General features: G+C 37.0%; 9 protein-coding genes. 1 reads left to right on the plus strand and 8 read right to left on the minus strand.

The features are described from left to right. Positions 1-390: 390 nt before the first annotated feature. The 3 genes from D8M05_RS09385 to D8M05_RS09400 form a co-directional block, all read right to left on the minus strand. Complete coding sequence (locus D8M05_RS09385; protein WP_121131101.1) at positions 391-1,752, minus strand: FAD-binding oxidoreductase; 1,362 nt, start codon at positions 1,750-1,752, stop codon at positions 391-393. Positions 1,753-2,556: 804 nt separating this feature from the next. Next, entirely contained in the window at positions 2,557-3,720 is a 1,164-nt protein-coding gene (gene nagA, locus D8M05_RS09395) for an N-acetylglucosamine-6-phosphate deacetylase (RefSeq protein ID WP_121131104.1), read from the minus strand. 16 nt (positions 3,721-3,736) lie between these two features. Continuing rightward, positions 3,737-4,573, minus strand: a complete 837-nt coding sequence (locus tag D8M05_RS09400; RefSeq protein WP_121131106.1) for a MurR/RpiR family transcriptional regulator — start codon at positions 4,571-4,573, stop codon at positions 3,737-3,739. Between the two features lie 262 nt (positions 4,574-4,835). Between D8M05_RS09400 and D8M05_RS09405 the strand changes: the two genes are divergently transcribed. Next, positions 4,836-7,718 carry a peptidoglycan-binding protein gene (locus D8M05_RS09405; RefSeq protein WP_183072747.1) on the plus strand — a complete coding sequence of 961 codons (2,883 nt, stop codon included), beginning with the start codon at positions 4,836-4,838 and terminating at the stop codon, positions 7,716-7,718. 48 nt (positions 7,719-7,766) lie between these two features. On the opposite strand, the gene D8M05_RS09410 is transcribed toward D8M05_RS09405, so the two are convergent. The 5 genes from D8M05_RS09410 to D8M05_RS09430 all read right to left on the minus strand — a co-directional run bounded on the left by D8M05_RS09410 (position 7,767) and on the right by D8M05_RS09430 (position 13,525). Continuing rightward, the gene (locus D8M05_RS09410) at positions 7,767-8,855 is read right to left on the minus strand and encodes a glycosyltransferase family 4 protein (RefSeq protein WP_121131112.1); all 1,089 of its coding nucleotides are present in this window, start codon (positions 8,853-8,855) and stop codon (positions 7,767-7,769) included. Positions 8,856-8,873: 18 nt separating this feature from the next. Next, positions 8,874-9,992, minus strand: a complete 1,119-nt coding sequence (wecB, locus tag D8M05_RS09415) for a non-hydrolyzing UDP-N-acetylglucosamine 2-epimerase (protein ID WP_121131115.1) — start codon at positions 9,990-9,992, stop codon at positions 8,874-8,876. Positions 9,993-10,110: 118 nt separating this feature from the next. After that, positions 10,111-10,563: a hypothetical protein gene (locus D8M05_RS09420; protein ID WP_121131118.1), complete on the minus strand. Its 453-nt coding sequence runs from the start codon at positions 10,561-10,563 to the stop codon at positions 10,111-10,113. 112 nt (positions 10,564-10,675) lie between these two features. Then, positions 10,676-11,947, minus strand: a complete 1,272-nt coding sequence (locus tag D8M05_RS09425; protein ID WP_121131120.1) for a hypothetical protein — start codon at positions 11,945-11,947, stop codon at positions 10,676-10,678. An 18-nt stretch (positions 11,948-11,965) separates the two neighbouring features. Continuing rightward, positions 11,966-13,525, minus strand: coding sequence for an oligosaccharide flippase family protein (locus D8M05_RS09430; protein ID WP_183072748.1), 1,560 nt, complete (start codon positions 13,523-13,525; stop codon positions 11,966-11,968). Between the last annotated feature and the right edge of the window lie 15 nt (positions 13,526-13,540).

The following is a 13,540-nucleotide window of genomic DNA, read 5'->3' on the forward strand; positions in this document are numbered from 1 at the left end:
TAAATCCCCCCTCCTTTATATTATTGTTAGCGTTTTCATTATTGTTCGTAGAAACGCCATTCTATTTTCATTTACTGCTATAAATGATTATTCTATACTATCTTCTAAAAAGCATTTAGAATTTATAGAAACAATATAACATAAATAGACTAAAATTGAAATATAATTTCGTTAATTTATAAAATATATTGTATTTATATTTTAAAACCTATATGCTAATCATTTATGAATGCCTTGTTATTTGCATGAAAAGGTTTATTTACATGTGAATATAAAAGAAGAAGGCATAACTAACTAGATAAAATCTGTTAGTTATGCCTTTTTTAGCAAAACTTCTTATTGCCCTTAAACTTTCCATTGGACATGGTTCACATCCCCATTGAATGTGCGCTAGAATAATTTTCCTGGATTCAAACGATTGTTGGGGTCGATGGCGTTTTTTATTTTCTTCATTAATTCTATTTCAATATTATCGCTCATTTTTTCGAAATAGGATTTCTTAATGATTCCAATTCCGTGTTCTGCAGAAGGTCGGCCACCTAGTTCGGCAACTTTTTGATATAAATCATCTAATAATGCTTCACGTTTCGCTTGCCATGTTTCTTCATCTAAATTTTCTTTCATCAGCACCGTATGAATGTTTCCATCACCTGCATGTCCAAAATTAATTACTGAAAGTCCATGTATCTCTTGTAATTCTTTTGTGTATTCAATCATTTCAGCGAATCTATTAATTGGTACAACTTCATCCAACATTTCATATTCCGTAAACTCCATAAGTGCTACTAATATATTATCTCGTAATTTCCAAACCTTATCTTCCTCTTCTGGTGTTGTTAGTGGAACGATTTCCAAAACTTTGGTTTCTAAAATACTATTTAAGGTTTCAACCTTGTTCGAAATTGCCCCTTCATCATTGCTATCAATGGTCATTAATACATACGCGTGTCCCTTCTGACTTTGTAATTTGTAACCTGAAAATTTTTCACTATATTCAATGGTACTTTTCTCAAACATTTCTAAAGCTGTTGGACCTATGCCGCTCTTTAATATAGTTAATACACCGTCTGTCGCTTCAGCTAAAGTATCAAAGGCTAACAAAACAGATTGCTTATATTTAGGTAATGGTAAAATTTTTAATTTTATTTTTGTCGTAATTCCTAATGTACCTTCAGAACCAATAAAGAGATCTTTTAGGTCATATCCAGAACTATTTTTTATGTTAAGACTACCTAAATTCACCACTTCACCAGTTGGAAGTACAATTTCTAATTCACGAATATAATCTCTTGTCGTTCCATATTTAACTGCACGCATCCCACCTGCATTCGTGGCAACGTTTCCACCAATGGTCGAATGTTTAGAACCTGGATCCGGTGGATAGAAATATCCTTTACTTTCTACAAACTCCTGAATCTCTTGTAGTTGTACACCCGGTTCCAAAGATAATGTCATTGTCTCTTCATCTAACTCAAGGATATGATTCATTAAATGAACATCAATAATTAATTCATTTCCTGTAATCGGAACTTGAGCTCCAGCTACACCTGTTCCCCCTCCACGGGCAATAATAGAAAGTTCTTTCTCATTTGCATAGTGAACCAATGCCACTACTTCTTCTGTTGTTTCCGGTAATACTACTGCATGTACTTTTGCAACACCTTTAACAAATAAGTCAGTTTCATAAACTTCTGGTACCTCACTACCGAAAAAAAGACGTTCCTTTTCTTGAATAATATTTTGTAATTGCATTATAAAATCCTCCTCTAATAGTAGCGGGATTTTTCCGCTTATGATAATGGTGCTAAAAACATTAATTCTCCGTTATAGTTTTTCGATAATACACTAATCTACTAACTTTTTGAAATCTGCTATCTAACTAATGAATTCTATTCACAGGAACTACTGAACTGAATTGAAGCGAGAGACTCGTCCACACGCTCCAGTTCTGCCTTACTCTCTCCAGAAACCAGCAACACAATCTCCTTGCTATCCATGATGGTCTCAATCCCATAGTAATTGCCCTTGTCGGAGCCTCATCGATGGAAGGGAAAAATCTTGCATTGGCTTTTCCGGTGGAATCATCTAATGCGACAACATCGGTTCTACTTGTAAAAGCTGTACCAGGCTTATTAAATCCAATGTGCATTCAATCCTAATCCTAAAATTTGCACATCCACATGGCCTGCTTCCAGAACTAACCTCTCGTAGATACGGCATTCTTCCTCCAGGTCCTCTGCAATCCCTTTGGGCAGATGGGCATTCCCTTCAAGATATCGATATGACGGAACAATTTATCATACATATAAAATTGATAGCCAATAGGATTTCCCCTAGACAAACCAACATACTCATCTAGATTAAAGCTTGAAACATCTTTAAAAGATACTTTTTCTTTGTTATATTTTTCAATCAAACGTTTGTACAAACACTCTGGAGTTAACCCTCTGGCTAGTCCTCAGCACAAGATGACTCAATTTCTGAAGCTAATTAAAAAATCACATGCATGTTCACTTATCGCTTCATAGTCTCTTAATCTGATACTCTCCATTTGAGCTACTCTCCTCTAAACGCAATATCACCACGGCAAATGGTGTATTTTATATTCAAATCATTATCAACAAGTAAAATATCTGCGTCTTTCCCTATCGCAATGCTTCCCTTTCTGTCATACATCCCCATTTGCTTTGCAGGGTTTACGGATGCCATTTGCAGGATATCCTCCATTGTTACTCCTTCTAAACCAAGCATTCTGCGTGCGCCATCATCCATTTTTAAAATACTCCCAGCAAGTGTCCCGTCTTCAAGAACTGCACGACCATCAGCTACCTTTACTGGTTGGCCCCCAAGTTCATAATCACCTGTAGGTAAGCCTTTCGCCCGCATTGCATCGGTGATTAAGATGATTCTTTCACTTCCCATATTATTGTATATAAGTTGTAGCATTTCAGGAGCGACGTGTACCCCGTCAGCTATCAGTTCCGCTCCCAATTCCTTCAGCACGAACGCAGCTCCGACCGCCCCGATGTCACGGTGATGAATCCCGTTCATCGCATTACATAGATGCGTTAATTGGCGCACACCTTTTGCGACCGCCTTTTTCATTCCAGTAAAATCAACATCAGTATGCCCAGCAGATACGTTGACACCGTTTTCAATTAAGTATGGAATAAAAGATCCATCTTCATCATGTTCTGGTGCCATTGTAATGGTCCTGATGTTATTTCCAGATAATTTCTGCCACTTGCTAAATTGCTCGATATTCGGCTTCGTTATGTATGGAACAGGTTGTGCACCAGCCTTCAATTTTTCAACATAAGGCCCCTCTAAGTGCACACCGATTATTTGTGCATGCCTCGGTTTATTTTCATAGGCTGCAACATTTTCTAGTGCCTTCTCAATGCTCTCAGGTGACTGGGTAATCGTTGTTGCCAAAAAACTTGTCGTGCCCTCCTTTGGCAAAATACTCGCTACTCGATCAAGCGCTTCTTCTGTAGCATCCATCGTGTCTGCACCGTTTGCACCATGAATATGTCCATCAATGAATCCTGGGATAGCGTTCAAATTTGTAGCGTCAATTACATCTACATCTTTAGGCAACTCAGGTAATTCATCTGCATATATTGCTGAGATTCTTCCATCTTCTAATAGTAGTGATCCCCTTACAAGTTGATTTTCTGTATATATATTGGCATTTTTTATGAAAAGTGACCTGCCCATGGGCCTTCCTTCCTCCCTAATACAATTTACTTGCTGTGTTTTTAATTATCTCCATTTTGGTTTTCTCTGCTTGCTCGTTATTTTTTATTGTAATCCCTGTACAAATTAAATCGATGAGAAATAGTTGCGAAATTTTCGATACCAACAAACCTCTGTCAATCGGACTCTCCTTTGCAGATGAAAGTAAGACGTGATCCGCGAACTTCGTTAAAGGCGATTTTATGTAATTCGTTAAAACAACTACCTGCGCATTTTTACCCTTTGCAATGCTTACGGAATCAACGATATCCTTCGTGCTTCCCGTTAAACTAATCGCAATCACTACTGTATTGTGATCAGATGTTGTTGCCCGCATAATCTGGGCATGTGAATCCGTTACAACTTGAACATTCTTCCCAATACGCATAAGCCTGTTCTGCATATCTAAAGCCGCTATCCCAGAAGCCCCGATTCCAAATATAACAACATCACTCGAAGCATTGATCACATCAATTACTTTTTGCAATTCTTCTAAATCAACCAATTCATAGGATTCTTCTAGCGCTTGCATCACATTATCCTTTACCTTCTCAACAAATGTCGCTTCATTTTCAGGTTTGGCTTCACGTGTTACCTCTTGTGCAAATGAAAGCTTGAAATCCTGAAATCCTTTATATCCTAGCTTCCGAAAAAAGCGTAATGCCGTTGCTTCTGCCACCTCACTCGCATCGGATAACTCTGTTAAGGAATGATAAATCACCTGATCTTTATGATGTTGAATATAATCGAATATCTTATGCTCCGATTTCGTTAAACTTTGTTTGTTTTGTTGCATACGAAGTGTTGGCTTTACTGCGTTTGCTTGCTTTTCCATCTTTTGTCCCTTTCGAATGTTTCCTTTATTCTGTAATTTTACTATAGCATTTTGATAATTGATAATCAATTGGTTTTTATGTCTGATAGTTATTAATCATTTAAACTTGAGGGAGCGAAAGTAAATGGTGCACTGGTCGTTGAAGTCAGACTAACTGATTTGTCTTCACGCATCGTTCATAGACATAATTGTTTATCCCCCACAGAATGAACCAGCAAAAATTACAAATACTATCCGTAAAGTTATGCTTAGGAGTGTCTGTATGAGCTTATTTATTAACCATTCCATTGAGGAAAAAAATAATGAAATAATTGTGACTTTATATGTGGATAAACGCTATGGAACCGAGGAATTCAGTGGGGAATTCCTCGCGAAAAGTAAAAAATGGCTGCTTGAAAATGAAGCTAGAAGCTATGTTTCATCCCACCTACCTAGCGTAAAAGGCGGGCTTGTGAAAGTAGCATTTGGTAGCCTTATTCTTACGACTATACCATTGCAAGTATTTGCCGAGGAAGATCAGCAAGAACAAGTAGAAGTCAGTGCATATACGGTTCAAGCTGGTGATACACTTTCACAGATTGCGAATAAATTTAATGTTGGGATAGACGCAATTAAAGATGCTAACGGACTGACTAGCGATATGATCTATGTTAATCAAAAATTATTGATACCGAGTACTAATCCAGTAAATCAAGACCCGGAAATGGAATCTCCCACTGATGAGAATCAAGCAACAGGGAACGAAACGTCAGAACCTGCAACTGAGCCTAGTCAAGCACCTGTAGTGGATAGAAGCACATATACGGTCCAGGCTGGTGATACGCTATCTCAAATTGCGAATGCATTTAATGTAACTGTAGATCAAATAAAATCAGCTAATGGGCTTACAGGTGATACGATTTATGTTGGGCAGGAGTTGGAAGTACTCGGAACTGCAGTGACTCAAGATACAGTTAACTTTCGTGTTGGCGATTACAAAAAAGAGGTAATTCAGCTTAAAAAAGACTTAGAGAAGGTTGGTTTTAAGGTTTCTGATAACCCAACGGATTATTATGGGCCAGTTACAGCAGACAAAGTAAAGCAATTTCAAAAAGCCTATCATCTTAATCAAACTGGCGTCGTCAATCAAACAACACTGCAAACACTTCAGGAGGCTGTTCGTGAAACAGAATCATCTACTATCCTTCGGGAAGGGACATACCATCGGTCGGTAATCCAGTTAAAAATGGACCTTGAAAAAGCTGGGTTCAACGTTTCAGATAACCCAACCGATTACTACGGGCCAGTTACAGCAGATGCCGTTAAAGCATTTCAAAAGCGGTATGGACTAGTAGCTGATGGGATAGCAGGTCCTAATACATTAGAAAAATTAGGAGAAGTGATCTCTGTTTTGAAAGTTGGAGATTACCGTCCAGAGGTAATCGAGCTCAAGATGAATCTTGAGAAAGTAGGATTGAAAGTATCCAACAATCCAACCGATTATTATGGGCAGATTACAGCGGAAAAAGTAAAGGAATTCCAACGAAAATACGGGCTCACAGTCACTGGTATGGCTGATAGTAATACAATTAATACATTAAAGGGCATTGTTGCTGGAAATGCGGAAACCGATAATCAGACAGATATTGTTTTAAAAGATGGTGTATACCACGATAAGGTGATCCAACTCAAAATAGATTTAGAATCGATTGGAATAAAGGTATCCGATAATCCAACAGACTTCTATGGCCCAGTTACGGCGAGTAAAGTAAAGGAATTCCAACGGAGATATAATTTAACAGTTGATGGGATTGCTGGTAAGGAAACACTCGATAAATTACAGGAAGTTATGGGTGAAGCGATTCCAGCTCCTTTCAAGCGTATCATGCAACTAGAAACAACAGGTGAAGATGTCAGACTACTGCAAACCTATTTAAATGAAGCTGGTTTTAAGGTGGTAGATCAGCCAACAACTTATTACGGAACACAAACAGCAAATAAGGTAAAAGAATTTCAACAACAAAATGGGCTTACGCCAAATGGAGTTGCTGATGCAAGAACACTGCAAAAACTTATTACAGCACGTGAAGGTGTAGTCGAAAAGATAAGCAGTTTTCGAATAACTGTTAAAGGATACGGTCACTCCGTCGGTATGACACAATGGGGTGCTTATGGAATGGCTGCGAGTGGGCACACGTATGAAGATATTTTAAAGTACTATTACACAGGAACTGGAATAGGTATGCGAGATACAAGCAACCAAAACGTTCGAGTGTTATTAGCCGAGAAGAAGGACGTTCTATCCATTTCAAGTAATCAGCCTTATCAAGTAGGTGACAAGGAATTCTTACCACAAACTACTACTACGATTAAATATCTAAATGGCAAATTTGTCATTGAAAATAGTGGAAAAACCTATCAACTAACAACCCCTTTCCAGATTTCTCAAGCGAAAGAGGGCGTGTTATATTTTAACAATAAGCAATATGAGGGTACATTCTCCATTTCTACCACAGATAATAAACTTAATCTTGTTAACCATTTAAATGTAGAGAATTACCTTAAAGGCGTTGTACCATATGAGATCATTCCAAGCTGGGATAATCTTAATTTATTTAAAGTACAGACATTAGCAGCGAGAACGTATGTATTAAAGGAAATCCAAAGAAATCAAAGCAAGCATTTCGATGTATATGACACGGTTAGATCACAAGTATATAACGGCGTTCCAAACAGCATACCAGAAAGATATGTCACTAAAATAAACCAAGCAATCTCAGATACCAAAGGAGAAGTTGTCTTATACAACGGAGCATTAATTGATGCCGTATATTCTGCATCTGCAGGAGGTCATACCGTTGATGCAGTAGATGTATGGGGGAATCATGTGCCATATTTAATCGGAAAAGAAGATCCATATGATCAATCTAACTATGCCAGTAATTGGTATAGCTACTCTATCTCGAAAGCAGAATTAGAAAAGCTATTTCCTACGGTTGGGAAGGTTATTCATGTTAGTGTCATGGAGACAAAATACAATCGACCGACCAAAATTAAAATTGCTGGTGAGAAAGCAGAAATAATCGTATCCGGAACAACATTCAGGCAAAAAATAGGAACAGATAAAATTGCTTCATCAACATTTACGATTGAGGGGATGCAGTAAAAATCAAATTTCACCATATATAGAGGGCTTAAAACATAATGAAAGGTTTTAAGCCCTAAATATATCCACTAAAATAGGTTTTATATTGCCTAATTCATACTTTTCTGCAGTATTTATTGCTTGAATAGACATTTCTCCCTTTTCCTTATCACTTAGCTTCATAAACTTTTCTATTTTGTTTTTCAAATCGCTAGGATCACCAGGCCTAAACAAGAAACCATTTAGATCATTTACCGTATAGTCCAAGATGCCACCCATCTCACTTCCAATGACAGGCCTCGCACAAGCCATAGCCTCTAAACCAACTAGTCCAAGACTCTCTCCTTCTCTCATTGTAGGAAAACAAAACACATCGATTGCATTATATGCATATTTTAAGTCATTCTGGTTCATAAAATCAAAATAGACTATCTTATCATCTAATCCACTTTTATTAATCAGTTCATGGAGTTTCTGAATTTGCAATCCATTCCCTATCATAATTGCTTTTGTATTTTTCAACTTGCCTTCATCATTTAACATTTTAAGAGCTTGTAGAAAGATATCCCATCCTTTTAACACATCAATTCTCCCCACATAACCAATGTAGTTAACATCATGTGAAAGGCCTAACTTATTCATAGCCTTACGCTTATCCAATGGATGGAACGTATTAAAATCAATTCCCCCTGAGGGAAACACCCTTATCTTTTGTGGATCAATATTATACTTTTTCGTAACGACCTCTTTGTAATAGTTGGAAGGAGTGATAATTCTATCTGAATGGTTTAATAGGGTATGAACATGTTTCTGCAATTTCTCACGCTTACGGAATTCAGGAACCACATCACTTCCATGTACATTCGTAAATATCCTAACAGGCTTTATCTTATACAAGAAATTTAACGCTAAGGAGTTATGCGCCGCATAATGTACATAGATAATATCGTATGTTGAAAACAAACCCTTCCAAATAATTTTTATATAATAAATGATATATAAAAGTAATTTTTTCAAATGACCCTTTTGCTTAAAAAACACAACTTTATCTACTTCAAAGCCTTCGTCGAGAAGTATATTTTCCGTATTTTTAACGAATACACCATAATTTGGGTTATCCTTATCGGGATACATATTTGATATTAATAATAGTTTCAATATACTTCCCACTTTCAGCTATTTTTTATTAAAATACTCCACAACCGCATCAGCAATTCTTCTGGAAGCTTCCCCGTCTCCATAAGGATTAGATGCTTTTGCCATTTTAGCATGAGCTTCTTTATTACTTAGCAACTCGTTCGCTAGATTAAAAATCGTATCTTCATCTGTACCTGCTAATTTTAATGTTCCTGCCTCAAGTCCTTCTGGGCGTTCGGTTGTATCACGTAAAACTAATACAGGCACTCCTAGTGAAGGGGCTTCCTCCTGTACGCCACCTGAATCCGTTAAAATGAGATGTGCACGTGCAGCAAAGTTATGGAAGTCCACTACATCAAGTGGTTCAATTAATTTAATGCGATTGTCATTACCAAGAATCGTGTTAGCTGTCTCCCGAACAACGGGATTCAAGTGCACAGGATAGATAACCTGTAGATCATCATGAGATTCAACCAACCGCTTCACTGCCCGAAACATCTGCTCCATATTGGATCCTATATTTTCACGGCGATGTGCGGTCATTAAAACAAGTCTGTCATCCCCTAGGCTATCAAGAATAGGACTGGAGTAATTCTCATCCACCGTTGTTTTCAAAGCGTCTATTGCTGTATTCCCTGTGACAAAAATACGCTCTTCCAACTTATTTTCACGTATCAGGTTTTGTTTGGACTTCTCCGTGGGTGCAAAATGAAGATCGGCAATCACACCTGTTAATTGACGGTTCATTTCTTCTGGGTATGGGGAGTACTTATTCCATGTACGCAATCCTGCTTCCACATGCCCTACAGCAATTTTGTGATAATAGGCGGCAATAGATGCTGCAAAAGTCGTACTTGTATCTCCATGTACTAAAACGATATCTGGTTTTGTTTTGTTTAATACTTCATCCAAGCCTTCTAGTGCCCGGGTAGTAATTTGTATTAAAGATTGTTGCTTTTTCATAATGTTTAAATCAAAATCTGGGGTGATCCTAAAAATATCAAGAACTTGATCTAACATTTCCCGATGTTGTGCCGTTACCGTGACTAATGATTCAAATTCCGATGAACGTTTGTTTAACTCCTGGATAAGCGGTGCCATTTTAATAGCCTCTGGCCTTGTACCAAAAACAGTCATCACTTTAATTGGTTTATTCACTCTTTTTCACTCCATTTTTGTTATCATACTAAATCTAGTATAGAGGAAAAACATAATTAGTTGTAGAATATTTAGTTTAAGAAATCGTTAAGTTTCCTTTTAACGAAAGCTCTTTTCCTCAACTTTGTTGCTTTTTAAACATCGCAGTTGATAGAAACTGTGAGCTAACAATAATTTGGGAAATTTTCTTGAGAGAGCTTATCAAGTTCATTTGAAGAGAATTTTGCTCTATTTTAATCTTGAGAAGGCTTATCAAGTTCATTTGAAGAGAATTTTGCTCTATTTCAATCTTGAGAAGGCTTATCAAGTTCATTTCATGAGAATTTTGCTCTATTTCAATCTTGAGAAGGCTTATCAAGTTCATTTCATGAGAATTTTGCTCTATTTCAATCTTGAGAAGGCTTATCAAGTTCATTTCATGAGAATTTTGCTCAATTTTAATCTTGAGAGAGCTTATCAAGTTCATTTGAAGAGAATTTTGCTCTATTTTAATCTTGAGAGAGCTTATCAAGTTCATTTCATGAGAATCTTGCTCTATTTCATTCTTGATAGCTCCGTTGAGTATTGGCATTCATAATTCTTTATTAATCTTGAGAGTACAAGCAAGATATTTTTTTAAGTTCGATGTTACCTCGCAGTTTATATCTATTATGACAATAACAACAATCCTTTAGAAAAGAGACTTAACGAAAGACCTCTTTGCCTACTCTTACTGCCTTGCGTTTTATACGTTGCACGCCATCTAAAAATTTACCAAAAGTCTCGAGCAAAAATTCAGTTGGTGTACCAACACGCTGATGAATATCATATTGATAAAACCACCTGAGTTGCTGGTCCATTTCTGCTAAGGAATAATTTCTTCTAAATGCATCTTGTACGGACTGATATCTAAAATTAGAGCGTATCGGCATTCTCGTTCTCATATGAAATATCATTTTCGAAAAATCCTTTTCATTATACTGAAATCCAAATGTATGGGGGTTCCCTTTTTCAGCAAGAATCCCTAGAATGGTGCGATAACATTTATCACACTGACAACAATTAGAGCCTCCACTGGACTGCCAGCAGACTCTGAGTTGTATCGTATTTCCTGTATCTGTTACATACGAGCAAATTCGTTTTATTTTCGCTTGGCGGTTAAATTCATAGCCGTCATGCATAACCTGACACCCATTGTATCTGACAAAATTATCAATTGTTGGATCAGATGCTAATGTATATTTCCCTTTCTCTTCCTGTGAGAAAGAAGAGGCAATATAGATGTTTTTGATATTATATTGGAAAGCATATGGTGCGAGCTGTCCAATTAAACCAATCCCATGTTGGAATCCCCGCCACCACCCATCTCCCACTTTACGATATGTAAATTGACTTAAATTATCTTCATGTAAAAATGTACGGAAGGATGACCTGATACTTACAAAATCGAGATGGTTATCTGTTGCCGCTTGGATGGTATGACTTTGAACCTTTTTCCAGCCCTTCGTATCTTCTAATGGAACGTCCGCTCCCCATATCGTTACTAAGGTTGGCTTCTCTTCCAAATGTGTTAGTAATGTCTGATAAGCATCGACGCCACCACTAAAAAACACTGCTGATTGCTCTTTTCCCTCCACCTTATTCGTCTTTATATTATTTACCGTTATTTTCCCCATAAACTCCATACCTGGATACATATTGATATATCCTTGTTTAAATTCATCTATACTCTCATAAAAATCCTTGTCCAGTTCCTCTACTATCACTTCTGCATCAAATACCCATGCAACCGGGAGGATATTACATAAGAAGGGGATCACCATTATGCCTTTAGGAACTTGGTCTACTGTTTTGGAGTACTCCACGAAGAAATTCTCTTCGGGATGGAAATATCTTTTCCATTCCCCGTGAATGGTGTAATCCACCTCTATCCGATTGTTAATTATCCTCACTTCGTTGATTATCATTTTATTCATAATGATGAAACCCTCACATTAGTCTTGTTTTTTATTCAGTCTTCTAGTAATTGCTTTATATAGGTACTGCCTTTCCTTTTTGTTTAACACAACATATACATTTAGGGCTAATCCAATAATTGCCGTAATTATTGCTGCAACAGATAATAAGAACCAGGAATCAATCACAAAGAATTGCTTTACACCAAGTCCTATCAACACGGAGAGTATCGAACAAATGACAGAATAAATGACCTCTGGAAAAAACGTATGCCACTTTAGGTTTAAATACTTCGCACCATATGGCACGGTGAACAATATATTACGAAAAAAATTAACAACTGTACTAACCGCCGCTACCGCATAAATACCTAAATTCGTTGTTAGTAGTAATACGAGAACGATGACTACATTCACAATACCAGCCAGAACCATTAACAGTGCATGTACCCGAAGTCGATTAACTACCGTAAAAATGTTATAAAGTGTTTGAATACCGCTTGTAAAAATCATGCCAAAAATGGTTAAGACAGATAGTACTTGTAATACTTGTGCATCCTCTGTAGGTACCCATAACGTATAAAATTCCTCGCCGAACACAAACAAAATCGATAACGGAATTGTTAATATGACTCCTAAAAACTTCATGCTTTTCTTTAAATCATTCTTTAATTCGTCCAAATTACCTTTCGCAAACTGTATCGTTAACGTCGGCGCAAATACAGAAGCCAAGGTTCCAGCCAAATGGGTTAAGGCAAACGGGACAGTCTTCGCTAAAGCTAACATTCCCATTTCATTCGATCCAATAAAGAGATTGGCAATAATTAAATCTAACCCACTTAACAATAGCTGTCCTGCCTTAAGAATAGTTTGCCAAATACCTGAGGAAACTAATTCCCTTAAGTAAGAGAATTCAATATCTCTTTTTCTAATTTGTAGTTCAGGTAGTAGCCTTCTTTTATAATAGAGGGAATATAAGGTTAAATAGATTGTCCCTATTAGTGTTCCAACACCTACATAATAAACAGATGGCTGAAATAAGGCGAATAACCAAACAATCACAATGACACGGAGTAACTGTGAGAGCATTCTTCTAATCGACTGCAAGTATAGCCTGTTGCTAACAAAGGTTGCTGTATGCCAACTAGAAAAGGCAGTGCTTAATAAAAAGTTGATAAATACGAAACTAAAGAGTAACTTCACATCCCACAATAAATTTGTAGAGATATTTATTATATGTTCCAAATAATTTACAGTAGCTATCGCTGGTATGAGCATTACTGATGCAAAGGCAATATTCGCTACCGTAACGGAGGCATAATATTTATTTGCTCCCTCTAAGTCAGCCTGATGCACCTTTATCGTAATAAATCTCCCAGCCATCGAATTAAGAGCAATCGCAACAAGAGAAGCATAGCTTATGAAGTTATTGGCTAATGTGATGAATCCATTCGCCTCTACTCCTAGTTCTCTCACGATATAAGGTGACAAGAAGAAGTTAATAATTAAATTAGTGCCAAAAGCAACAACACTACTTATCAAGTTGATTGCAAGCTGCCCATTCTTTGTTTCTACATTTTTCTCTATAAAAGCTAGCAAATACATCACCTTATC

The sequence above is a fragment of the Oceanobacillus bengalensis genome (assembly GCF_003628445.1).
In the GTDB taxonomy this organism is placed as follows: Bacteria; Bacillota; Bacilli; order Bacillales; family Amphibacillaceae; genus Oceanobacillus; species Oceanobacillus bengalensis.